Here is a 23,671-nt window from a genome sequence, read left to right as displayed (position 1 = left end):
ATTTATTGGCCATCCAAGTATAACTATCACTGTTAGTTATAACTTAAAAATACGACATTAATATTGTCTTTTACTTATATATAAAATCATGAATAAAATATTATTTACACTTATATTAATTCTGAATGTTATCACTGTATATTCTCAGCCTGCCGAGAGAATTATAAAAGTGGCGGTTGTCCCCAACAGTAATAATTGGAATTATAACCTGAATAGTAAGGCTATTTTTGATGTAACAGTAACTCAAAATGGTATACAAATGGAAAATATCGATGTCCGTTACGAATTGTCATACGATATGCTAAAACCATTTAAGGTTGAAAAAGCAACGTTAAAAGACGGTACGATCAGTATAGATGCCGGAACGATGAAAACAGCAGGTTTTCTCCGATGTCAAGTATTTGTATATCGGGTGGAAAAGAATATGAGGGGCGTGCAACAGCAGGATATATACCCGAAACAATAAAGCCGACAACAGAGATGCCCGAAGATTTCATACAGTTTTGGGATAAGGCTAAAGCCGAAAACGCAAATGTTGCACTGAATCCTATATTGACGTTATTGCCTGATCGCTGCTCTTCCAAATCGGATGTGTATGAGGTAAATATTCAGATTGATAAAAAAGGAGCAAGACTATTCGGGATTTTATGTGTGCCAAAGGCGCCCGGTAAATATCCGGCATTGCTAAGAGTACCAGGAGCAGGAATCCGAGGTTATGCAGGACACGTTGCCGGAGCCGACAACGGCTATATCACGCTTGAGATAGGGATACATGGCATTCCGGTAACCATGGATAGCAAAATATACGGCTATCTGGGCAGTGGGGCATTGAACGGTTATCCGATGAAAGGCTGGGAAGACCGGGAGAGTGTATACTATAAACGTGTATACCTTGCTTGTGTAAAAGCAGTTGACTACATATACAGTATGTCTCAGTTCAATGGCAAGGATATTCTTGTACAAGGCGGTAGTCAGGGCGGAGCATTAGCTATAGTGACAGGTGCGCTAGACAAACGTATCACAGGCGTCATTTCGCTTTTTCCTGCTTTATGCGATCTTAGCGGATATACGCACGGAAGGGCAGGAGGATGGCCTCATTTGTTTAAAGATGAAAGTGAACCTACTGTCATAAGAGAGCAAAAAGTGAAAAACAGCGCATATTACGATGTTGTAAACTTCGCACGTATTCTTACCCAACCGGGTTTTTATTCGTTTGGATATAATGACATGGTATGTCCTCCAACAACAACGTTTTCGGCTTATAATGTAATTGCATCGCCAAAACAACTGATGCTTGTCCCTGAAACTGCACACTACGCATACCCCGAGCAGTGGAATAACTCGTGGGAGTGGTGGACTAAGCTATTAAAAGAAAATAATTAGGTAAATAAATTAAACTCAATTTTAAACTCAAAGCCATGAAAGAGAATAATATTAAATTTGTATTGCTACTATGTTTTATATTTGTCGCAAATAATCTGTTTTCGCAAAAATGGGTAAGTGTTAAAAGTAATACTAACTCAAATCTTTGGTCAGTAGCTTTTACTGATGAAAAAACGGTTTTTTCCGTTGGTACTGGCGGGATACTGTTACAATCGATAAATGCTGGCAATTCGTGGGTACTAATAAAGACAAACGTGAATTCTGATTTGTTTACCATATATTTTCCTTCTACAGAAGTAGGATATGCAGGTGGAGCAAATGCAACAATTCTTAAAACAGAAGATGGAGGAAGAACGTGGAAGAATATATCATCGAACTTAGGAGATATTCCCGAAACCACATCTTTTTACAACCTTTATTTTTCAGATGAACTGAACGGATATGCTGTAGGTTTGAAAGGGATTATCGTAAGAACTTCCGATGGCGGTAAAACATGGAAAAAGGATATCTATCCAATTCCTGCAAGTTATTTGCGTTCCATTTCCTTTGTCGATAACCAAAACGGTTTTATCGTCGGACACGGGGCATCGATTCTTAAAACCACAAATGCTGGCAATAGTTGGGAAACAATTCATATTCCAAATACATCATTGACAAATCATTTTTTCGCCATTAAATTTACAGATAAAAATTCCGGTTTTATTTCAAGTTATCCCGGTTTATTGTTAAAGACCGAAGATGCCGGAAAAAATTGGAATCCGATTTTCATCAATACCAATATCCAATTATTAAATATGGCTTTTGCAAATAATATAACAGGATATATAATTGGACAATCGGGGCAAGTATTTAAAACTCAGGACGGCGGATCCAAGTGGTCGAGGATGAATGCTGATAGCGATAAGTCATTGAGAGGCATTGCATTAGCTAAAGATAATAGTGAGATAGGAATAATTGTAGGTGATGGGGGGACAATCTTGAAACTACAGAATAAATAACAGTATTAAATAAAGAAAGCATGGTAAAACTGAAACTGGCTAACCTCTTATTATTGGCGGCAATATTAGTTTCCTGTTCTTCAAAATCAGTAAGAACAGAAATGATCGATGTCGGCAATCCTCCTATAAAGAATTTTGAGAATATAACCCTTGAAGTTTCGCTTAAGCCCTTTAAGCAAAATGATAAGGATTATATAAAATCTGTTTGCGAAACAATATTTCGCCAATGGAAACCTCTATTGCAATATGCAGATACTATTTCGGTGCTTTTATGGACTTCGGATGGCTCAGAAATACTCGATTATTCGGGAGATATGGCACAGCCACTCGAATGGGCAAAATATATTGGCAATCCAAATGCGCCACATGAAGTAAACTCTGGTCCCCGCGAATTAACTTTGCATGACAGAGCTTATCTCTATATGGAAAATCCACCCTCATTCACATATGGAGATCTCAAATATATCGTGCAAACTTTGAAAAAGACAGGGCATGATATGACAGGGAAAATAATCCGCATAGGAGAAACTTTCGATCCAGGACCTGAATTTGCGAAATCTTCATTCAAATATGAGAGACATACAGAGATATGCATGGCTAATACAATGGGAACAAAATCATTTGTGTGTTGCTATGCAACACTCGACGCAGACACTCATGAATATGCAGCTTATCCTCATGGAATTCCACAGGATACTCCTCTCGGGTTGTTTCTTGGAAAACAAAGTCGCGAGCTTATGAGAGATATCGGATTTGATTATCTGTGGTTGTCAAACGGTTTTGGTTTCGGCATGGAAACGTGGAATACAATCGGAGCTATATTTGATGGTGAAAACTTTCATGGAGAAAAAATGGAAGATATCCAAAGTAAGATCTTACATTTTTGGACATCTTTTCGTGAAGGATGTCCCGATTTTAGAATCGAAACACGAGGAACAAATTTGTCTGCCGGGATTGACCTTGCACGTGACGGAGTCGATTTGAGGAGTATCTATTCGGGAGGCTTTAATTTGCTCCCTCCGCCCAATTCTCCCTGGGCTGCATTGGACGGCGATTTTGGGCTAGAACTTACGGGTTTCATGTCACGTATATCCGAGATTCCTGATGATCGTTACTTGTTCCGTTTCTATACACACGATCCATGGTGGTCAAACAGCCCATGGTTAGATCGGTATGGACGTGAAGCTCATGATATTTATTTGCCGATGTCGGTTGCCCGTATAAATAAGCAAGGAGAGGTCAAACTACCTACAAACCTGAACTTCCTTTCCATCGACAACTCGTATGGCAATATGCCTGATCAGGTGCCTAATGAAGTTATACCACATATTCTTCAAGCCAGAAAAATAGCTCCCGATAAAGCCGGACCAATAGTCTGGGTATACCCTTTCGATGAGTATCACAATTATGCATTTTCTCAACCCGAAAGACTGGAAGAAATATTCTATGGTGACTGGTTTATTCGTCAAGCATTGAATGATGGCTTTCCGATGAACACCGTAGTGTCAACAACAAACTTTACATCACTTATGGAACAAGGTAATAAAGTTTTTGACGAATCTATATTAGTATCGACTGTCCCAGATAAAGGATCTAAGGTGGAAAAACAATTTATGAATTTTGTAAAAAATGGGGGGAAACTTATTGTTTATGGCCCCGCAGGACATGCAAGTCAAGAATTTCTGGATTTTTTGAATATTAAACTAGACACCCCTCTTGACGGTATATTCAACGTACAATTGACATCTCATTTTGATTGTTTGCAACCAGCATATAAACTCCGTCATGATAAAAAGATGTCGGGAGGTGGACTTGAAACTATCTTAGCTAAACAGCAAACCGACACAAAAATTCTTGCAAAGGCTTTGCAAAAAGGGGGAAATCGCGATTTGGTAGTAGTGCGTAAGGCTGACAAGTGGAATAATGGCGCAGTAGGCTATATTAGAGGAACTAACTCTTCGACGTATACAGGAGGTATGCTACTCTCTCCTGATGATGCCTCAGAATGGTTTATCGGAGGTTCTCTGATGCGTTACAGTCTTAACAGTTTCGGCTATTCGATAGTTTATAACAAACCTAACAGAGACGTGAGGAATCCGGTAAACTGCATATCGAAAAACAATAATGGTTACTATTTTGCCGGTTATGTTCCTAATCAGACGGTAGAACAGATTTTGAAATTACCTCAGGGAGCACCAATATTTACAGGAATGGAAACTCGTCTGCAAAACGGGTATGCTACTTATAGATTTCCAAAATCATGGAGTAAAGAGTGCCGCGTATTTATAGAACAAGAGGAAGGTATAGTAGCCTGTCGTGAAATGGCTCCGGTTGAATTTAAAGTAGGTCGTAAGATTGGCATTACTGGGTTGAAAAATGCCACAGTACGTGTCTATCCGGCAATGGACGGAAGCATGTATAAGGCAATGCCTCATAACAATCATTACCCGTCAAAAGAGATTATTTTAGAATCGGTTAAGGGCTCACAGTTTGAAGGGATATATTATGAGTATAAGAATGTAGACGGAGAGTTAGTGATTACATGGTAATAGATATTACAAATGAAAAAGAAAATGAAAAAAATAATACTTATATTATTGTGGATATATGTTGGAGTGCCACTATTCGCTTCTGAGAAAATATTGGAAGTGAAAAAGCATTTGACAGTAGATAATATTACAACTTTTAATACCATTGGTGCCGCCTTAAAGGTGGCTATTGACGGCGATAAGGTTAGAATATTTGAGGGCATATATGAAGAATATGGGCTTCTTGTTCCAGATGGGGTAAGTCTTATAGGCATCGGTTATGTGCATATTAAAGGGGAACTGCCGGAAACAGTAACGACAAGAGAATTAGAAAATATTTCGACAATTGATATGTTTAATAATGGTAGTCTTGAGAACCTTTTTGTGACTGCGAAGAATATGCGTTATCCCGTTCATTCTGACTTTTCAAGAGGAGGAACAAAACAAGAAATTGTTAATTGCCGTTTTATTCATTATGGTAATCGAAGTATATATAATTATCGGCTTATGAACAAGAAAACATCACCGGACGGCCCCACAGATGTAATGAAAGTGCAGAGTGCATGGGGAGGAGGGACAAAAGGTGGTGATAAACGCTACTTTAAAGGTTGTTATTTTGAAAGCCCTCTGCGGGCATTTAGCACACATAATAATGTTAATTTCAATGAAACCCTTGGTGCATCATTAACTGTCCTTGAAGACTGTGAAATGATTTCGCATGGTATTGACGTAGATGGTGTTGATATCGGCTTTACAGCACCTGTTGTTATACAGAGTTTACCTTCGAAAAGCCCGGATAAGATAATACTTACTAATTGTAAAATTAATGGCTATCTGTGTTTCCACAATCCATCTACACACGAGATATATTGCAATACTCCTGGCTTGAAGATGGTATTTAATGTGCTTGGAGGATCTAAGGTTATTAGAGACCAGATTGGTACAGTAAATAATAATCTTTCATGGTATCCGCGAATAGTAAATGAGATAGATGCTTTCAAAAATATTAGTTTGCAAATGATTGCACGGGGCAAGGCTGTAAAGCGCAGTGGCTATGGCATTGAATTAATGACTGATAAGGACGATTCATCCCTGTTTCTAGGAGTAGCTATGCAAGATATAGCCCCTAAACAATGTGGTGATGTAAAACATAAAGGTTATTTATTACGTCCATATTTAGACGGTTTAGAAACTGTAATTATAGAAGAAGGCGACAATATAGGTGTAAATGCAGATGGTTCTTTTGAGAGGAATTCGGGATTATTTGTTTGTCGGGCTGTAGATAATCAGAATGTTGAGATATCTAGATAGATTATATGTGACATACCAATAGAAACGCTACATTAATATAAAAAACAAATAAAATATCATATTATCCAAATTTATCCACTATTTCATAGACTCTTTTATCACTGAATTGTAACCGGTGTTCGACAAGATGGACAGTGAGTGTCCAAGATATTGTGTAAATGAAAACTACAAGTTTTTCAACTTGTAGTTTTTTCATTTATGTATAATTTTATCAAAAGTCAATGTTATGGACATACCAAAAGATTTCTTAAGTAAAGAGTTCCTAAGCCAGTTCAAGACACAGGAAGATGTAGAAGCTTTTATGAGTGAGTTTCATGTGAAAGTTTATGAACAGATGCTTCAATCAGAGGTGGACTCTCATTTAGGCTATGAAAAAGGCTCAAAGTCAGGTATCAATAGCGGTAATTCTCGCAATGGGAGTTACCCCAAGAAGATTCAGGGCAAGCATGGCCAGTCCGTTATAGAAGTCCCCCGTGATCGAGAGGGAGGGTTTGAACCGATTGTCGTACCTAAGCATCAAAGTCGAGGTTTATCTATCGAACGTTTGGTAATCAGCCTTTATGCTAAAGGAATGAGTGTTTCTGATATTGAATCAGAGATGTATGAGGTTAATCTCTCCGCATCGGCAATCTCCCATATTACCAACAAAGTCAGCCATCAGGCTATTGAGTGGCAGAACCGTCCTTTAGATAATCTTTATTTGATTGTTTGGATGGCATTGTATTCAAAGTCCGAGATAATGGCAAGGTTATCAACAAGACAGTTTACCTATGCGTAAGACTTAATAAGAATGGACTTAAGGAGGCTCCGACAAAAGAATCAGCAAGCCATGAGCTTGATCTGTTTGAGCAAAAATGGGGATCAAAGGACCCTTATGCTATCCGCTCATGGCGAACCAATTGGGATGAGTTGACCTCATTCTTTGACTTCCCTCTGGAAATCAGAAAGATAATCTACACAACCAATCTGATTGAAAATCTGAATGGCAAGATTAGGAAATACACCAAAAACAAGCCGTCATTCCCGACAGATGATGCCTTGAAAAAGTCTGTATATCTGTCTATTGCTGAGATTGAGAAGAAGTGGACGATGCCCATTCACAATTGGGGGCTGATACTCAATCAATTCTTAGTTATCTTTGGAGAAAGAATGACCCATAAGATGAAATGTAATATCGGTTATACTTTCTGTTGTTTCATGATTCCATACCGTTCAATTGATTCTCTGTTCTTCAGTATATAAGTATTCATTTTTTTTTTTCGTATAGCCTCATAATATTTTTTCCGTTCCGATGTCAATAATTTAGGTCTTCTGCAAAACAAACCTTGTTCCTTATATTCTTCAAGGTATCTGATGAACTTTCTTTTCTTTAGGGAAGTGTCATCTGACTTTTCACATACAAGTTTAATCAGCAAATAAGGTGGTTCGCATAACATATACGGCTGAGTCATGCTCATGATTACCTCATATACAGCAGGCATCTCATATTTAAGCATGAACCCCAGCCGGGTCTCTTCAAACCGGAAACGTTTAAGCGTTCCTTTTGGCCTTCCCGTTTCCTTTCTTTTGCTCTTTAGATTCGGGTTCCTGGTCTGCCTTCTGTTCTTTATCATTTTCGCCTTTGTCATCTTGTATGACTTCTTCAGTAAGCTTATCAATTTCCACAACTGCCACTGCTTTTATTTCAGGAATGGCCTTATTCTCAATCGCATTCCTGCTTATTAAATCTCGCTGAATGTTTACTTTCTTTTTCATATTACGTCATATAACTAAAATTAATTTCCGTATCTATATTGTAATGGCCACTCTCGTATAATACAATATTCCTTGTATTCCCCCTAAGGACGAAAGTTGTACCCCGGTTATGCTTATGGTCATCATTAAAGCTTTGAGCAGATGTGCTTAAACCGTATTTGGGAGGATCTATCTGATTCGGAATTATTGCAACTGTGCCGCCCTGATTCGAACCATCACGTTTGGCAGTATTGATTATTCCTTGTATACACACCATGTTTCCGATCTGCCTTACAAATAATTGTCTCGTATCAGTATTTCCTCCGGAATTTGACATTTGTAACCAACCGGTATCTTTCAGTTTTGTCTGGTACTCTTCTGCATACGCAGCTCCGATTGTCCGGCATGCCAGCTTTTTCGCATCGTCATTCGGCAAGGACAAATCTGTTAGTTTAGCGTCTTTTCGCAGATAATTGCCACTGACATCTTCTTTGCTTGGAACATTTAGTTTGTCCCTGAGAATTGTTTGGGCCTGAGCTGTTGTTTTGCCCTCTTTGGCAAGATATGCTATGTAATCCTGGAACATATTGCCAACTGATGCAAAAGTAGTATCCGCATCTGTTTTTGAATATATTTTCAGGTTCGTACAGATCGTTTTCCGTTGGTCATCCGTGTAATTATCCAGTAACAGGTTTGCTTTTTTCTCAAGCTGTTTTATGATATCGGCGACCATTGCATAACCATCTTTCATGGCTACGGAATTCTCATACTCGTCTACAGAAGCAAAAGCACCCGACCTGATGCCTTCTAATTTTGTCCGGTGTTCTGCAGTAAAAAGAACCCCTTTATATTCTGCATCCGTTTGTAGATAACCTTCCAGTTTCTTATCTACCTCACTGATGGAATATACACTGATGTTCTTTCTCGCCTGGACCTTATCAGGAACGTCAGACAGGTTTGCTGTTTTGGCAAGCCTGAGATCAACCACTCCTTTTTTCTCAGCATCTATATTCTCTCTTACAGTTGCCTGCTTTTTCGCTTTTAGTTCCTGCGCCTGCTCAGTTGTCAGCCCGTTAATCTCTTCTGCAGATAATGTCACCAGCTCTAACAGATTACCGGTAATTTTCAGGAACATACTATTAGCGTCTTCCTTTGAATATACATTCAGATTAACACGGGCAGTTCCCTTATCAGCCAGATCGCTGAGATTGGCACTCCCGGATAGCTTTTTATTTAGCTCCCCTGACAATTCCGCTGTGGTTGCAAAACCGTCATCAGGAGTAGCTATACTGCCTTTGTTTATTGAATTAAGCTTTGTCTTAAAGGCCGTTGTAAAATCTTCTGTCGATAACTGTTTACCTTCAACCACAGCTACTTTTTTTGCAAGGGCTGATGTAAAATCAGTTTTGTTTACATAGGTGTCCTTTATGTTTACACCATTAATTTTCAGTTCACCAATTATATCTACATATCCGATAGTAGATAGTACAATATTTCCGATTGCATTTCGTATCCAAAAGTCAAAAGTTGAAGTATCTTTATATCCGGCAAAACCTATTATATCATTTGCTTTGTCTTTCCAGTCAATGTAGCCCTGTAATAACTTATTTCCTTTATCGTATGTTTTATTTTTTATCTCAAGACCGGTTCCGTTTACTGATAATAAACCATGGATAAACACTGAGTCTGTTGCACCCTCAACCTGCAAAATCGGGACTCCGGCTTGTTTGCCGTTATACACATTAAAATTCCTGAAGCGCGTCGTTCCTTCCTTATATCCGCTATAGTTGACATTTACAGAACCGGTATTCACATCATCGGCTGTATTAATAATGTTACTGCCATAGATACCCAGGGCCCCGATATGTGCAGTCTGTGACGATGAATTTGCGAACGATAAACCGTTACTGTCGATTCGGGCAATTTCTACCCCTTGCTTAAAAAATGAGAACGATCCGTTAGTATTGATAACAAGTTCATTTACCAATAATCCGTTTTGATAGATACCTAGTGAGCCGCCTCCGGTTGCTTTAACGATATTCTTCAATGAATATCCTGTACTTTCATTTATAACAGAGATCGCGGTCTTTGACTCGATATTCTTTTCTCCGGTAATATTGCCGGCAACAACCAAATCTTTCTTTACAGTCTGTTTCGAGAAAGGGGAATCAAGCAGAAGCGCGTACTTCCCTATAAACTTATCGATAAAACGGGGCGCGTAATCCGCTTTAACCTCAATAAACCGGGGAACAAGATTTGTAATAGTATCCGGCTTAGCCGGAACGGACTTTCCTCCGGTGCATAAATAATTACACCGTCCTCTTTTATTTATTTCATTCGCATAAGTAACCGGGTCATTTGAGTTTATCTCATAGATATAGTAAGGGAAAACGGCATCATTGCAGCCGTCATACCTTCTGATCTTCCCATTTAACCACACATAACCCGGAGAAATGTTAGCTCCGTTTACCTCACAACCTGAAATTATAAAATTCGAACATGCATCGAATATGGATGTCATACTCAATGCCAGCTCCTGTAAGTTTGATATATCATCTGAATAAGTATACCGTCCGCCGGACTCCGCTATATATTCTTTCATTTATTCGTTTTTTTATTGGGTTCGAATTCGTTTGCATCTATTTTTATCAAATACGTCATTCCAGCCAGCTTATAGGTATTTACTACATAGGTGGAAAATCCTACTAAAAATGCCCCCTTTAGTCCAATCCAAATTGATCAGTTATTCCTACGGAAACTGACCCCTTATTCCTATTGAAGTTGACCCCTTGAAAAAAGGGATAAAGTATTGATTGTAGATTGTAAGATAATATCATTCTTTAAACAAAAATTAAGATTTAAAGGATGTTTACTTATGGCAAATAAAACAATCAGTATGCAAAAAACACGTCAAGTACTCCGGCTTCGCAGTCAGGGCAAAGGTCTTAAAGCTATCAGCAGTTTGGTTGGCATTGCCCGTAATACGGTAAAAAAATATCTCTCCCGTTTAGCGGAGTCAAAATTAGACTTTGAGACAGCCTTGGCTCTGAGTGATTTGGAGCTGCAATCACTATTACAGGATAAGCCGGAGGTTCCGGTAAGTAGCAAACAAGAGATTTTAGATCGTTTACTGCCCATCTATTGTAAACGCCTAAAACGCAAAGGAGTCACGAAAGAGATGCTCCACCAGGAATATAAGGCTAAGTACCCCGATGGTTACTCCCGTTCCGGCTTTTGCCGTCATATCCAGATCTACGAGAAGACACATGCTAGTGTGATGCATCTGGAGCACAAGGCAGGGGATAAACTCTACATTGACTTTGCGGGTCAAAAACTTTCCATTGTTAGTATTGATACCGGAGAAATTATCCCCGTTGAAGTTTTTGTCGCGATCCTTCCCTGCAGCCAACTAACCTATGTAGAGGCAGTAGCCAGTCAACGTAAACACGACCTTATCTCAGCCTGCGAACATACGCTTCAATACCTGGAGGGCGTTCCTCAGGTCATTGTTCCCGATAATTTGCGTTCAGCGGTAACCAAGAGCAGTAAATACGAAGCTGTCATAAACGAAGACTTCGCCAGCTTTGCAGACCATTATGCTTGCAGTGTTATCCCGGCCCGAGCCTACAAACCTCGAGATAAGGCACTGGTTGAGGGAGCGGTCAAATTAATCTATCGCAGTATATATCTGAGACTCGAAGACAGGGTCTTCCATGACCTCAAGAGTTTAAATGCAGCTATCAGAGTTGCTTTAGAAGTTCATAACAATGCACCCTTCTCAGGTCGCAGCTACTCTCGCAGAGATCAGTTTGAAGAGATTGAGCGAATGACTTTAAGAAGGCTTAATCCTATCCGCTATGAGCTAAAGGAACAGGCTATAGTAACCGTAATGAAGAATGGTCATGTACGTATGAGTGAAGATGCTCATTATTACAGTGTCCCTTGTAAATATATCGGCAAGAAAGTGAAGATACTTTACACATCTTCTGTGGTTGAGATTTACTATCGCTATGAAAAGCTAGCGGAACATCCACGTTCTTATGCCCGCTTTAAATACACTACCGATAAAGATCATCTGGCTTCCCATCATAGGGAGTATACGGATTGGAACGAAGAAAAGTTTATAACAGAAGCTAATGCGATCCATAGTGATGTGGGAATCTATATCCGTAAAGTCATGGAGTCCAAAGCTCATCCCGAACAAGCTTATAAGTCTGCCCGTGGTATCCTCAGCTTTGCCCGCAGAGTTGGAGAAAGACGCCTTATCAATGCTTGCAGATGGGCTGACAGTTACGGTCTGTACAGCTATCCGAGTATCGAAAATATCCTTTCCAGCGGTCAGGATCAGGTTCCATTAGAGGATGAAACGGAAAATGACAGCCAAGTTCCTAATCATAAAAATATAAGAGGCAAAGATTATTACAATTAATTAAAACAGATAAAATCATTTATAGAATAAAATATGGAAATGAATAAAGAAACCCTGGAGAAGATGACATTACTACGCCTAAGAGGAATGTTCAATGCCTTTAAGACCAGTCTTGAGACCACCCAAAAAGAGAGTATGACTATCGACCAGTTTATCTCCTGGCTGGTTGTCAGCGAATGGGATGATAGGCGTAACAGAGCTATAGAAAGAGCCATACGTCAAGCTAACTTCCGTCACAAGGCTTCTATTGAGGAATTAAACTTCTCGGTAGAAAGAGGACTCGATAAGAATCAGGTTCAACGCTTGGCCGATCTTAGTTTTATTACAACCCAAAAGGATGTTTTTATAACAGGAAGCACAGGAACAGGTAAGACCTATCTGGCAACGGCTTTAGGATACGAAGCCTGTCAGAGAGGCTTTAAGGTCATGTACTCTAATACAGCCCGCCTGATGGGACTACTTAAGTCCGCCAAAGCAAAAGCTACTATACTGACCGAACTGAGAAAGATTGAAAGAATGGACCTGTTAATCTTGGATGACTTTGGCTTACAACCCTTCGATGCTACAGCCAGGATGAACCTGTTGGATGTCATAGAAGACAGGTATGGAAAAAAATCAACAATTATTACCTCACAGATACCGGTAAAAGAGTGGTATGATGTTATTGGAGAAAAAACAGTTGCTGATGCCGTACTTGACAGGTTAGTACATCAATCTTTAAGAGTTGAACTATATGGTGAGTCGTTAAGAAAACAAAAAGTTAATGATGAATATAAATAAATGTTTATTTTTGTGAAATAATATTAAGTGAAATATACCCCATAATGAATCATTATCTACATGAAAAATCAATACTTAATATCAATACTTCTGATAAGAACTACAAGGGGTCAATTTGATTAAGAACTAGGGGACTAGTTTGATAGGAATATCCATATAGGCAATAATCCTCAAATTAAAAATAGTGCTGCTTGGTACGACCCTAACACAAAACAAGGCTGCCAATATCTTAAACACTCCGATATTTACTATAGTAATGGTAATGAAAGGATTTACAGGTACTGGAAGTGCTATGGGTTGTTCGATATCTCAGAAACCGATGAACGTTTTAGCCATTTTTCAGAAGAAAATAGAGTGCGTTAGAAAATCAGTAACTATGTATATTTCATTTATTTATACAACTGTATATGTATGATGTTTTATTTGTATTTCGACATTAATTAGTCTAAATTTGCATCTAATAAAATGAATGAAATATCAGTTTGTTAATTGAAAGTTATAGGTTTTATGAGAACAGGATTTAATTTATGGCACTTGAAAAGTCGCAAATCAAATTTGCGAAATCAGAACAGTCGGGTGAGCTTATCGGCTTTGTATCCCGGCATTCTAAAACTAAAAAACTTAAAGGAGTTAGGGAGGGCTCGGTGTACGGAAAACAAATCTGTGTACTGTCTTCAGACTTAAAGGATGTAGTATTGCCCAATGTTTTGTATGAGGTAGAGCTAAAGTCGATGCACAACAGTAAAGGATATGTAGTTGTGTCCGCAATACCAATCGAATTTAAAGCAAAAATTGAAAAAAACATTGTTCGTAACGCAGTTTATCAGGTTACAGTTTCATTCGGAAACAAAATAATCTATTTCGATCCCAAAGATGGAAAATCTCCCTCTAGTAGCACGGTTGAAGGAGTGATTGAACTTCTGAACTCACGAACTGACATTGAAAATCTATCTCAGGTAATCGAGGAGTTTAGTAAAGAGGCTACCGTTGTTATTAAGTCCATGAAAAAGGATGGGTATTATATCAAAACGTCAAAAAGTAAGTAGCATAGTGCAGCCGCAAAAAGGAATTGCAACAGATGCTGCTCATTCCATTCACAACAAGAAAACGCAGTACAGGGCAATTGACTTAGTTTCAGGAGAACAATTATTCTTGATTGACTTAGGATTTCAAACCGTTAATATCGGTGAGTTTTTAGGTGTTGTTCATGCTATAAAGTACATTATAGAGAATAATTACATCCATAAAATCATCTATACCGACAGTCAAACCGCCCTGTCCTGGGTTAAAGCAAAGAAGACAGCATCTAAAAAAGTAAATAACGATTTACTGAAAGCAGAAGTTTTTTTAAAAGCATTTGCCGAACAAGTAGACCGTATTACTATATTGCACTGGAATAAAAAAGAATGGGGTGAAATACCTTCGGATTTTGGAAATAAGTAACATAGCCTCTATATCTGCGAAGACTAAGGGGCTTTCTATTATTATACGACAATGGCAATACTGAAAAAGGACAAAGAAAAATGTGTTACTCTAACTGAGCGGGATTATATGACTTTAATAGAAGATCATATAACGCTAAAAGCACTGAAGATTGCAGGAATTGAAGCAATGACTATATATCAGGGTATAAAAAGTATTATGGAAGATGACAGAATAGAAGTTCATATTATTCCTGTACAAAAAAGATATAAATAAAAAACATATTCAATTTCCTTAATAGATTCATAACAGATACTTTAAGATTTTAAAAAGCAAAATAGCAATGGCAGGTGAATTATAAACGTTCATCTGCCGCTTATTTTTGATTAACTTTGTAGTTTGTCCAATTAAGAAAGATTGACCAACCTTTGTGATACTACACAAAGTATAAATAGTATATTTATGAATAAGAAGCAGCTAATCAAAATAGCATCGGAGACCAGTGGAGTACCTCAACAAACTTTACATGCTTATTTAGAAATCTTGTTAAATGCGATGTCTACAGAATTAACAAACGGTAATTCACTAACGTTTTCAAACTTTGGTACTTTTAAAGCTAAAAAACAAGATGAAAGGTTTGTTAGAAATCCTAAAAATGGGCAAGTATCATTAGAAAAAGCCAAGATAAAAATATCCTTTAAGGCTTCTCCCGGAATTTATAGAAAAGACGATGAATAAAGGGGAAAACTATTTTTGTTGGCATTTTTCTAATGTAGAAGTGTTAATGATTACTCTAACGCTGATACTTCATTTTAAGCTGTTTAATGTGAGAAATATTGTATATATTTGTCAGGCGTAAAAATTATAGTATTAACCGAGTCTACGTTGCGTTTTTTTGTCGGATATTGGCATTTTGGACTTATAAGGTTTTAATGATACTGAATTATAGCAAGTTACAATTCACGATTGGACTTCGGGATGACAACCTTTTCTTATTTTATAGAAGTGCCTTTTGTAGGCCTAATTTAGAATAGGTTTTCTCAAATCAAATGATTCTCAGCTATATATTTCCATAATGGAGCAGCCTGAACAGCCTGCTTGATACTATCCTTCTTCAATAACGTCACAAGTTCGTCTGCTGATAATAAATGTACAGATATATCTTCGGTAGCTTCCAGATTCTGTTCCGATATCTTTTCTACATCCGTAGCCAGAAAACAATGGGTCATATTGGTATGTGTTCCCGGATTGACAGATATTTCCATGTATTTTGTCCAATTGCCGTTCCCATATCCTGTTTCTTCAAGTAATTCCCGTTGTGCAGAAACCTCAAATGACGGATCATACTTTTCTGCTACTCCTGCGCATAATTCCATAGATGTGTACCCGAGCCCGTGCCTGTACTGGCTAACAAGAATAAACTCTTTGTTTTTTGTGATAGCTAGAACATTTACCCAGTCAGGATAATCGAGCAGATAATAATCGGGGATTTCATTCCCATTAGGCAATTGTATATGCTCACGCCGAACAGTAAGCCAAGGTTCCTGAAAGAGATATTCGCTTTTTAATACTTTCCAGGCTTTATCGTCAATTTTGTTGTTCATTATTGTAGTTTGTTTATAGTTTGTCTCATATAAAATCTTTTCGCATGGGCGAAAATGCATCTAATACTGCGCCTTTTTCCATACAGATAAGTCCGTGAATGGCTCCGGAAGGCACGTAAAAGCCGTCACCTTGCACAAGTTCCTGCTTTTTCCCATCTATAGTAACCTCAAATCTGCCGCTCTCTATATACGACGATTGCACATGTGGATGACTGTGCATATTGCCGATACTTCCTTTTTCGAAAGATACCTTTACTAGCATCAGTTCATCATTATATCCCAGTATCTGCCTGGTAACACCCTCTCCGACAGTTTCGGTTATTATATCTTTTTGTAGAATGAATTCTTTACTTTCTTTCATACTTTAAGCAATTCCAATATTATTTTTCTAATACTATAACATTCATAAGGATACCTTTCAGTGGCTTATCCTTCTCATTTGTTTTCACGTTCTGTATTTTGTCTACAACATCCATGCCTTCCATCACTTCTCCAAATACCGTATATTCATTGTCCAGATGCGGCGCACCTCCTCTGGTCTTATAATATTCACGTTGTTCCTCACTATATGTTATTTCCGGCTTCTGTGTATTTGCCTGCTCTTCGGCTTCCGACAGCATCTTATTTTTCAATTCGGTTATGGCTGAGCGATCACCGGTTTTATACAAAGCTTTGATTGTGTCCATATTCGCTGATTGCAATCGGTTGTAGATGCTTTGTTTCAAGCGTTCGAAACGTGTTTTTTCCAGCTCATTCAATTTATTATCGAAAGTCAACTCGCCAGTAACGATATAAAACTGCGAAGCATCAGAAGCCTTTGTCGGATTTTCAGCGTCACCCCAGCGGGCTGCGCCCAGTGCTCCCCGTTTATGATAATGAAGTGGGAATTTTATTTCGGAAGGGATGGTATCTCCCATCGTTTTATCTTCGGGAATAGAGTCTCCGTCAGCTATATTGCGGGTTTTGGGGTCACCACCTTGGATCATAAAATCCTTTATTACCCTGTGAAATGTCAGATCTTTATAGAAACCCTCTTTGGCCAATCTGAGAAAATTGTCTCTATGGATGGGCGTTTCGTTATACAATTTGATTTTTATATTGCCATAGCTGGTCTGTAATAGCACGACAGGTTCTTTGGGTTTGTTACTGCACATAGTTATTGTTAATAGGATTATAGGTATAAACCAAAGTTTTTTCATATCGGTTTCTTTAAATCAGGTACAAATGTACTCATTCTTAAAATAAGTCATAATAATATGTACTCATCCTTTCCATCGATTTTGTCATATCAAAGCCTGTCTCTTCCGCTTTCTTCCTCATGTCCACTTCATTATCGAATACTTCCGCCTGTTTTGTCGCAAAATGGAATATAACATATTTTATTTCGGTCTTGGAATGCGATACAGTTTTTGCCAGCAGCATATTTTTATCGAAAGCAAAAAATGTGAGGTTGGAGAGTATATTTTTAGCCTTGTTTTTCTCCTTGACTATATTTTTTATGCCACTTTCATCATCCAGAGAACCATATTCCATATCGTCTATGGCATTTATAGAATAAGGATATATCAGCGGAATGCGGTAGCTGTCCCTGAATCCGGCATACGTAAAATATGTTTCCGGAATGATGGAGTCGGTCGGCTGCATTGCTTTCAGGCTGTTCATATAAGGTGAATCGCCATAATACATAGTATATGCATCGGCGATGGATTCTACAGCCTGTTCTTTTATTTCTGGTACTTTTTCAATAACGGTATTTACTCCTTTATATACCAGATAGATCCCACAAAAGATGGCGAGTATAAAGAAAAGAATTGCCAGCAGGCAACCCGTGTCGCGGCTCTTTTTATTACTCCATTTTACAATAGCCCAGAATATCGCCACTATCATAAACAATCCAGACAAAAGAGTAACTACCAGAAGAATCAAACCTTTTATAACCATAATTCATAATTTTTTATTTCTATTCCGGATATTCTTAGAAACAAAAATAGCTAAATATTATCATATGAGTATCTTTTGAACAAGGCAAACGGTTTCTTGGTTATCAATCAAAAATACTCTCATGCAAAAATGCTAAAGTGCAAAAAGTAACAGATATATTAGTTAACAGTCATCAGTTAGCAGTTAACAACTTGTATCTTGTTTACTCGTGCCTTTCTTCAAAAGGTAACACATGTAACAGTTTTTTATCCTTTGTGATTTCCTTCGTGTATTTGGTGGCTAAAACTCTTTACCGCAAGGTACACAGATAGTTATACGAAAGGTGCTATATAAAAGGTAACAAAGGTAACAGATATATTAGCAAACAGTCAACAGTTAGCAGTCAACAATATTTCACGCAGAGACGCTAAGGCGCAAAAGGTAACAAAGGTTACACTTTTTTACTTATTACTTTTACCTTCATTGTAAGCCCCCCCTTCGGGGTTTGAGGGGGCTATCAATCTTTCAAAGAGCTAATAGCTATCAGCTAACGGCTAAAAGCTATATACATAGATAAACTTCTCCCCAAAAGATAAAACCCCATGCGTTTGCCCCGATGTTTTGAAAGAATAAAAACCGAATAGCATCTTTTGTTTTTCATAATTTAGTAAATTGTACTAGATTTGCATATACAAAAAATGAAATATGGCAAAATACGGAAGAATACTCCTGAAGTTAAGCGGTGAATCCCTGATGGGTCAACAGCAATATGGTATAGATGTTAACCGGCTGAACTCTTATGCCGAACAGATAAAATCTGTTGCAGATATGGGCGTTCAGATTAGCATTGTTATAGGAGGAGGAAATATTTTCCGAGGATTGAGTGGAGCCTCGAAAGGTTACGACAGGGTGAAAGGCGACCAGATGGGTATGTTAGCGACAGTTATTAATAGCCTGGCTTTAAGTTCGGCATTAGTTGCCATTGGTCAAAAAGCCAGAGTGCTGACAGCTATACGCATGGAACCTATCGGCGAAATTTACAGTAAATGGAAAGCTATTGAAGCCATGGAAAATGGCGAAGTTGTTATTCTTTCATGCGGTACAGGTAATCCATTCTTTACTACAGATACCGGCTCGTCTCTGCGTGGGATAGAAATAGAGGCTGACGTTATGCTCAAAGGAACACGTGTCGACGGCGTATATACTGCAGACCCGGAGAAAGACCCGACTGCGACTAAATTTGAGCGTATATCGTATGACGAGGTTTACACTCGCGGGCTGAAAGTGATGGACATGACAGCAACCGTGATGTGTAAAGAAAATAACCTACCCATCGTTGTCTTCGATATGGATACTCCAGGTAATCTGGAACGGCTGATGAAAGGCGAGAATATAGGTACTTATGTGCATGCGTAGATACTAAGTATTTCTAGTCTTCCTAAAGAGATGGCAATGACCTTTTATCTTATTTTGCAAATCTTGAAATTATTAAATCTTGAATTAAAAATCGGCGTAAGCCAAATATAAATTATGGCAGCAGACCTAAAACAAATCGGACAAAAAGCAGAAGAGAAAATGCAGGCTTCTGTAGAGTTTCTTGACGAAACTCTATCCCGTATACGTGCGGGAAAAGCAAATCCCCATATCCTGGATGGGATAAAACTTGAATATTACGGCTCACTTACCCCACTTAGCGGCGTAGCAGCTATTAATACACCGGATGCACGGACTATTGTCATTCAACCATGGGAAAAACAAATGTTGAAAGAGGTGGAGAAAGCTATTCTTAACTCCGACGTGGGCATTACTCCTGATAATAATGGGGAGATTATCCGCCTATCTATTCCTCCTTTGACTGAAGAGCGACGTAAGCAATTGGTAAAACAAGCCAAGCAAGAAGCGGAGGACGCAAAAGTAAGTATCCGCAATGCGCGCCGCGATGCTATCGATTCAATCAAAAAGTCGGTAAAAGACGGGGTTGCAGAAGATATGGCTAAGGATGCGGAAAATGATATGCAGAAACTTCACGATAAATACATTAAGAAAATCGACGATGTATTTGCTCTGAAAGAAAAAGAAATATTGACAGTATAAAATAATAAGCAAATTCGGAGATTAGCAGATTCGGAAATGGGCAAATCGAGTTTAAAATTTACTAATTTGCTAATCTCCGAATCTGCTTATTTGCTAATTGATATATGAATGGTCTTGTAATAAAAAATACGGGTAGTTGGTATCTGGTTCGTACCGATGACGGGAAAAATATCGAATGTAAGGTGAAAGGAAATTTTCGCCTGAAGGGTATACGCAGTACCAATCCTATCGCAGTAGGGGACAGGGTCAGCATTGTTGAAAACAATGAGGGTACCGCTCTGATAACCGAAATAGAAGATCGGAAGAATTATATTATCCGCCGTTCTTCCAATTTATCAAAGCAATCCCATATCCTGGCAGCGAACATAGACCTGTGCTTTCTTATCGTTACAATCAATCATCCGGTGACATCCACCGTCTTTATCGACCGGTTTCTTGCCGCGGCAGAAGCCTACCGGGTTCCCGTGAATCTTATATTTAATAAAACGGATATCTATACGGAAGATGAAACCGAGTATATGGATGCCCTGATTGGTTTATACAATCATATAGGTTATCCGGGTCTCAAAATATCAGCTTTAGAAAAAGAAGGGATAGAAGCTCTGCGAGAAAAGATAGAAGGGAAGATAACTTTGTTTTCCGGACATTCAGGCGTAGGGAAGTCTACTCTGATTAATACCCTTATCCCCGATACAGGCCTGAAGACCGGAGCGATATCCGGATATCATGGCAAAGGGATGCATACAACCACTTTTTCCGAAATGATAGAGCTATCTCAGGGCGGTTTTATAATAGATACTCCCGGTATCAAAGGCTTTGGTACGGTGGATATGGAGAAGGACGAGATCTTTCATTTCTTTCCCGATATTTTCAAGTTTTCGAAAGACTGCCGTTTTCACAATTGTATTCATATTAATGAGCCGGATTGTGCGGTGAGGGCTGCTGTAGAAAAGCATTATATAAGCGAGAGCCGCTACAAGTCGTACCTCAATATGATGGAAGAGGAAACTGACGAGAAGTACAGGAAATAGCCTGACGCATTAAATAATGGGGCTTTAAAAATTTAAGTAACAGGAAGTATTTAATGATATATTTCGAATTATAACTACCTTTAGCAGTTGTACTTATCAAAGCAATAAAAAGGTCCGCGACCTTATAATCTTTGTATTCCATCAAAATAACCTGACACATATGAAATGGAGATTCGACTTAAAGTCTTTTATCATTTTTCTTATTATATTTGTAATAGAGGTACTTATCGCAAAATTTGTCGATGACAGCTTTATCCGTCCGTATGGAGGAGATATTCTGGTTGTTATTCTTATGTATTATTTTGTGAAGACCTTTGTTGAAACGAAAATTGTTTATATCATTACAGGTGTCGTTTTATTTGCTTACCTTGTAGAAGCAGGGCAATATTTACATTTAGTGGAAATACTGGGTATGCAGGATAATAAAATAATGCGTGTAGTTATCGGTTCCTCATTCAGTTGGATGGATATACTCTGTTATACGATTGGAGGAGTCATTTGCTATTTGATAGACAGAGAAAAATGATCAGGTTATGCTACAACAACGGAGGAAAGATTTTTTAATGCGGCTTTTGGAAGAATTCATGAAAAAGTTGCAGCAACTTACAGACAACAGAGAAAAACTGAGCAATTCGGAGCAGAAAGATATATTGAATGAATGCTTTACTTTCTTTTCCACCAATTTTCATACATCAATTGCTGACGACTCGGATATATTGATTGAAAAGATAAATGACCGGGATTTGCTCGAACAGTATCCGAAACTCTTAATGATGCGCTATGACTTGTCGGAAGAGAAGAGTAAAACAGATTTGCATAGAGCTCTCGCTGTTATCGAATATCTGCAGAATACAGATGTGACCTACTCTTGGGATAGGGTAGTCCTACGTGAAGATATTCTTCATCGCCTCGACAATAACGATTAAATTTAAAAGGTGTGAATGCCTAGAACTCATATTTTATTATAACTTTGGTGCAATAAGCTATTTGTGAGCCAATGGAATCGATGGAAGCTACAGATAATCTAATTCTTATTTTCCAAATTCTGTATGTAGTTACAGCATTAGGTACGATGATAGTTGTCATCTCGGAAAACAGGAACCCCTTGAAAACTATTTCATGGGTACTTATCTTATTGCTATTACCTTTGGTCGGACTCATTATCTATTATTTTTTTGGAGAGGATAGTCGCAAACAGCGCCTTATCTCTCATAAGATGTACAAGAAACTTAACCGCCGTTCTATAGGCCGCAAAGAATTATTAGAGACGCTGAATCCGCCCGCCGAACATAAAGGATTGGTAAATCTTCTGAACAGATTAAAGGGCGCGCCCTTATATGGTGGGAGTGATGTTACTTTTTATTCGAGTGGTATAGCAAAATTTGATGCTCTTTTCGAGGAACTTGAAATAGCCCGGAAGCACATCCACATACAGTATTATATTTTCCTTGATGATGAGATCGGGCAAAAAACTCGCGATATTCTTGTGCGTAAAGCAGCAGAAGGAGTAGAAGTGCGTCTTATATATGACGATGTAGGATCATGGAAAGCTAAACGTCGTTTCTTTAAGGAAATGCAGGCGCAGGGCATTGAAGTTCAGCCATTCCTTAAAGTGGCATTTAAGTTTTTAACGAGCCGGGTTAACTATCGTAATCACAGAAAAATTGTAGTTATAGACGGTAAAGTAGGATTTGTAGGAGGAATGAATATTGCCGACAGATATATTAACGGGGTGAGCTTCGGGACTTGGCGCGACAGTCATATTAAGATAGAAGGTAAGGCTGTAGCTGGATTACAGACATCTTTTCTGATAGACTGGTACTCTTCCCGTAAAGAATTTCTGGCTTCCGATACATATTACCCTGTCTTGGAAAGTAAGGGCGATAATCTGATGCAACTTGTTACCAGTGGACCCGTAGGCCCGTTTAAAGATATTCATCTCGGCATTTTGCAGGCGATATCCAATGCAAAGGAATGCATTTATATTCAAACTCCTTATTTTGTACCCACCGACGCATTATTGCTTGCTCTTCAGATGGCATCGATGCGCGGAGTAGATGTAAGGCTGATGCTTCCGCGGCATTCAGATACTACATTTGTGCATATCGCATCTATGTCATACCTGAAGGATGTACTGGATGCAAAAGTAAGTGTGTTTTTCTATGAAGCCGGATTCCTGCATTCAAAGTTGATGGTTATTGATAATTCTCTGACGATAACCGGTTCGGCAAATATGGATGTGCGGAGTTTTGAGCATAATTTTGAAATAGACGCATTTATATATAATGAAAATACTTGTGATGCGGCAAAGGATATATTCTTCAGAGATATGGAGCAATCCTCTCTTTTATCGGCCGAAGAATGGGATAAAAGGTCGAGATTCGAGAAATTTAAAGAATCGGTTATGCGGCTATTTTCCCCGTTGTTATAATTCAAG

At 38.5% G+C, this 23,671-nt stretch carries 23 protein-coding genes and 1 pseudogene; 18 read left to right on the top strand and 6 right to left on the bottom strand.

Features of this window, described 5'->3' with window-relative positions; translation table 11 throughout:
- Positions 1-88 precede the first annotated feature (88 nt).
- The 6 genes and pseudogenes from QZL88_RS21185 to QZL88_RS06530 all read left to right on the top strand — a co-directional run.
- Positions 89-466, top strand: coding sequence for a hypothetical protein (locus tag QZL88_RS21185; protein ID WP_363927260.1), 378 nt, complete (start codon positions 89-91; stop codon positions 464-466).
- Positions 391-1,383 (top strand): acetylxylan esterase, encoded by a 993-nt coding sequence (locus QZL88_RS06550; protein ID WP_363927258.1) that lies wholly within the window; start codon positions 391-393, stop codon positions 1,381-1,383. Before QZL88_RS21185 ends, QZL88_RS06550 begins: the two co-directional genes overlap by 76 nt.
- A 35-nt stretch (positions 1,384-1,418) precedes the next feature.
- Positions 1,419-2,381 carry a YCF48-related protein gene (locus tag QZL88_RS06545; protein WP_296939334.1) on the top strand — a complete coding sequence of 321 codons (963 nt, stop codon included), beginning with the start codon at positions 1,419-1,421 and terminating at the stop codon, positions 2,379-2,381.
- A gap of 20 nt (positions 2,382-2,401) precedes the next feature.
- On the top strand, positions 2,402-4,930 hold the full coding sequence (locus QZL88_RS06540; RefSeq protein WP_296939332.1) for a hypothetical protein: 2,529 nt from the start codon (positions 2,402-2,404) through the stop codon (positions 4,928-4,930).
- 12 nt (positions 4,931-4,942) lie between these two features.
- Complete coding sequence (locus QZL88_RS06535) at positions 4,943-6,220, top strand: hypothetical protein (RefSeq protein WP_296939331.1); 1,278 nt, start codon at positions 4,943-4,945, stop codon at positions 6,218-6,220.
- A 226-nt stretch (positions 6,221-6,446) separates the two neighbouring features.
- Positions 6,447-7,372, top strand: a pseudogene (locus tag QZL88_RS06530) (transposase); the annotation flags it as partial.
- Positions 7,373-7,750: 378 nt separating this feature from the next.
- Here the strand turns inward: QZL88_RS06530 and QZL88_RS06525 are convergent.
- Positions 7,751-7,975, bottom strand: coding sequence for a hypothetical protein (locus QZL88_RS06525; protein WP_296939330.1), 225 nt, complete (start codon positions 7,973-7,975; stop codon positions 7,751-7,753).
- 1 nt (position 7,976) lies between these two features.
- Positions 7,977-10,556, bottom strand: a complete 2,580-nt coding sequence (locus QZL88_RS06520) for a hypothetical protein (protein ID WP_296939328.1) — start codon at positions 10,554-10,556, stop codon at positions 7,977-7,979.
- Between the two features lie 273 nt (positions 10,557-10,829).
- On the opposite strand from QZL88_RS06520, the gene istA reads away from it, so the two are divergent.
- The 6 genes from istA to QZL88_RS06490 all read left to right on the top strand — a co-directional run bounded on the left by istA (position 10,830) and on the right by QZL88_RS06490 (position 15,323).
- Positions 10,830-12,383 (top strand): IS21 family transposase, encoded by a 1,554-nt coding sequence (istA, locus tag QZL88_RS06515; protein ID WP_296939326.1) that lies wholly within the window; start codon positions 10,830-10,832, stop codon positions 12,381-12,383.
- A 33-nt stretch (positions 12,384-12,416) separates the two neighbouring features.
- Positions 12,417-13,163, top strand: a complete 747-nt coding sequence (gene istB, locus QZL88_RS06510; RefSeq protein ID WP_296939325.1) for an IS21-like element helper ATPase IstB — start codon at positions 12,417-12,419, stop codon at positions 13,161-13,163.
- 527 nt (positions 13,164-13,690) lie between these two features.
- On the top strand, positions 13,691-14,209 hold the full coding sequence (locus QZL88_RS06505) for a hypothetical protein (protein WP_296939323.1): 519 nt from the start codon (positions 13,691-13,693) through the stop codon (positions 14,207-14,209).
- Entirely contained in the window at positions 14,175-14,606 is a 432-nt protein-coding gene (locus QZL88_RS06500) for a ribonuclease H (RefSeq protein WP_296939321.1), read from the top strand. Before QZL88_RS06505 ends, QZL88_RS06500 begins: the two co-directional genes overlap by 35 nt.
- A gap of 51 nt (positions 14,607-14,657) precedes the next feature.
- Positions 14,658-14,861 (top strand): hypothetical protein, encoded by a 204-nt coding sequence (locus QZL88_RS06495; protein ID WP_296939319.1) that lies wholly within the window; start codon positions 14,658-14,660, stop codon positions 14,859-14,861.
- Positions 14,862-15,047: 186 nt separating this feature from the next.
- A complete protein-coding gene (locus QZL88_RS06490) occupies positions 15,048-15,323 on the top strand; it encodes an HU family DNA-binding protein (protein WP_296939318.1) in 276 nt (91 codons plus the stop codon).
- A 302-nt stretch (positions 15,324-15,625) separates the two neighbouring features.
- Here the strand turns inward: QZL88_RS06490 and QZL88_RS06485 are convergent, their stop codons facing one another.
- The 4 genes from QZL88_RS06485 to QZL88_RS06470 form a co-directional block, all read right to left on the bottom strand.
- Positions 15,626-16,189, bottom strand: coding sequence for an NUDIX hydrolase (locus QZL88_RS06485; RefSeq protein ID WP_296939316.1), 564 nt, complete (start codon positions 16,187-16,189; stop codon positions 15,626-15,628).
- A 25-nt stretch (positions 16,190-16,214) separates the two neighbouring features.
- Positions 16,215-16,550 carry a cupin domain-containing protein gene (locus QZL88_RS06480; protein WP_296939313.1) on the bottom strand — a complete coding sequence of 112 codons (336 nt, stop codon included), beginning with the start codon at positions 16,548-16,550 and terminating at the stop codon, positions 16,215-16,217.
- A 19-nt stretch (positions 16,551-16,569) separates the two neighbouring features.
- A complete protein-coding gene (locus tag QZL88_RS06475; RefSeq protein ID WP_296945028.1) occupies positions 16,570-17,343 on the bottom strand; it encodes a peptidylprolyl isomerase in 774 nt (257 codons plus the stop codon).
- Positions 17,344-17,425: 82 nt separating this feature from the next.
- Positions 17,426-18,130 (bottom strand): hypothetical protein, encoded by a 705-nt coding sequence (locus QZL88_RS06470; protein WP_296939311.1) that lies wholly within the window; start codon positions 18,128-18,130, stop codon positions 17,426-17,428.
- Positions 18,131-18,814: 684 nt separating this feature from the next.
- Here QZL88_RS06470 and pyrH point away from each other — a divergent pair.
- The 6 genes from pyrH (at position 18,815) to cls (ending at position 23,665) form a co-directional block, all read left to right on the top strand.
- Entirely contained in the window at positions 18,815-19,525 is a 711-nt protein-coding gene (pyrH, locus tag QZL88_RS06465) for a UMP kinase (RefSeq protein ID WP_296939309.1), read from the top strand.
- 114 nt (positions 19,526-19,639) lie between these two features.
- Positions 19,640-20,203 (top strand): ribosome recycling factor, encoded by a 564-nt coding sequence (frr, locus tag QZL88_RS06460; protein ID WP_006798670.1) that lies wholly within the window; start codon positions 19,640-19,642, stop codon positions 20,201-20,203.
- Between the two features lie 104 nt (positions 20,204-20,307).
- Complete coding sequence (gene rsgA, locus QZL88_RS06455; RefSeq protein WP_296939306.1) at positions 20,308-21,234, top strand: ribosome small subunit-dependent GTPase A; 927 nt, start codon at positions 20,308-20,310, stop codon at positions 21,232-21,234.
- Between the two features lie 160 nt (positions 21,235-21,394).
- The gene (locus QZL88_RS06450) at positions 21,395-21,760 is read left to right on the top strand and encodes a DUF2809 domain-containing protein (RefSeq protein ID WP_296939304.1); all 366 of its coding nucleotides are present in this window, start codon (positions 21,395-21,397) and stop codon (positions 21,758-21,760) included.
- A gap of 7 nt (positions 21,761-21,767) precedes the next feature.
- Complete coding sequence (locus QZL88_RS06445) at positions 21,768-22,160, top strand: hypothetical protein (protein ID WP_296939302.1); 393 nt, start codon at positions 21,768-21,770, stop codon at positions 22,158-22,160.
- A gap of 71 nt (positions 22,161-22,231) precedes the next feature.
- On the top strand, positions 22,232-23,665 hold the full coding sequence (gene cls / locus QZL88_RS06440) for a cardiolipin synthase (protein WP_296939301.1): 1,434 nt from the start codon (positions 22,232-22,234) through the stop codon (positions 23,663-23,665).
- Positions 23,666-23,671: the final 6 nt, after the last annotated feature.

The organism is uncultured Dysgonomonas sp. (assembly GCF_900079725.1).
GTDB lineage: Bacteria > Bacteroidota > Bacteroidia > Bacteroidales > Dysgonomonadaceae > Dysgonomonas.
The sequence above is the reverse complement of the archived record's forward strand: the minus strand, read 5'-3'. Positions and strand labels throughout refer to the sequence as shown.

Bases quoted from the DNA above. Each gene is read 5' to 3' on its own strand.
- QZL88_RS21185 (WP_363927260.1), top strand. From the start codon at position 89: ATGAATAAAATATTATTTACACTTATATTAATTCTGAATGTTATCACT.
- QZL88_RS06550 (WP_363927258.1), top strand. From the start codon at position 391: ATGTCAAGTATTTGTATATCGGGTGGAAAAGAATATGAGGGGCGTGCA.
- QZL88_RS06545 (WP_296939334.1), top strand. From the start codon at position 1,419: ATGAAAGAGAATAATATTAAATTTGTATTGCTACTATGTTTTATATTT.
- QZL88_RS06540 (WP_296939332.1), top strand. From the start codon at position 2,402: ATGGTAAAACTGAAACTGGCTAACCTCTTATTATTGGCGGCAATATTA.
- QZL88_RS06535 (WP_296939331.1), top strand. From the start codon at position 4,943: ATGAAAAAGAAAATGAAAAAAATAATACTTATATTATTGTGGATATAT.
- QZL88_RS06525 (WP_296939330.1), bottom strand. From the start codon at position 7,975: ATGAAAAAGAAAGTAAACATTCAGCGAGATTTAATAAGCAGGAATGCG.
- QZL88_RS06520 (WP_296939328.1), bottom strand. From the start codon at position 10,556: ATGAAAGAATATATAGCGGAGTCCGGCGGACGGTATACTTATTCAGAT.
- istA (WP_296939326.1), top strand. From the start codon at position 10,830: ATGGCAAATAAAACAATCAGTATGCAAAAAACACGTCAAGTACTCCGG.
- istB (WP_296939325.1), top strand. From the start codon at position 12,417: ATGGAAATGAATAAAGAAACCCTGGAGAAGATGACATTACTACGCCTA.
- QZL88_RS06505 (WP_296939323.1), top strand. From the start codon at position 13,691: ATGGCACTTGAAAAGTCGCAAATCAAATTTGCGAAATCAGAACAGTCG.
- QZL88_RS06500 (WP_296939321.1), top strand. From the start codon at position 14,175: ATGGGTATTATATCAAAACGTCAAAAAGTAAGTAGCATAGTGCAGCCG.
- QZL88_RS06495 (WP_296939319.1), top strand. From the start codon at position 14,658: ATGGCAATACTGAAAAAGGACAAAGAAAAATGTGTTACTCTAACTGAG.
- QZL88_RS06490 (WP_296939318.1), top strand. From the start codon at position 15,048: ATGAATAAGAAGCAGCTAATCAAAATAGCATCGGAGACCAGTGGAGTA.
- QZL88_RS06485 (WP_296939316.1), bottom strand. From the start codon at position 16,189: ATGAACAACAAAATTGACGATAAAGCCTGGAAAGTATTAAAAAGCGAA.
- QZL88_RS06480 (WP_296939313.1), bottom strand. From the start codon at position 16,550: ATGAAAGAAAGTAAAGAATTCATTCTACAAAAAGATATAATAACCGAA.
- QZL88_RS06475 (WP_296945028.1), bottom strand. From the start codon at position 17,343: ATGTGCAGTAACAAACCCAAAGAACCTGTCGTGCTATTACAGACCAGC.
- QZL88_RS06470 (WP_296939311.1), bottom strand. From the start codon at position 18,130: ATGGTTATAAAAGGTTTGATTCTTCTGGTAGTTACTCTTTTGTCTGGA.
- pyrH (WP_296939309.1), top strand. From the start codon at position 18,815: ATGGCAAAATACGGAAGAATACTCCTGAAGTTAAGCGGTGAATCCCTG.
- frr (WP_006798670.1), top strand. From the start codon at position 19,640: ATGGCAGCAGACCTAAAACAAATCGGACAAAAAGCAGAAGAGAAAATG.
- rsgA (WP_296939306.1), top strand. From the start codon at position 20,308: ATGAATGGTCTTGTAATAAAAAATACGGGTAGTTGGTATCTGGTTCGT.
- QZL88_RS06450 (WP_296939304.1), top strand. From the start codon at position 21,395: ATGAAATGGAGATTCGACTTAAAGTCTTTTATCATTTTTCTTATTATA.
- QZL88_RS06445 (WP_296939302.1), top strand. From the start codon at position 21,768: ATGCTACAACAACGGAGGAAAGATTTTTTAATGCGGCTTTTGGAAGAA.
- cls (WP_296939301.1), top strand. From the start codon at position 22,232: ATGGAATCGATGGAAGCTACAGATAATCTAATTCTTATTTTCCAAATT.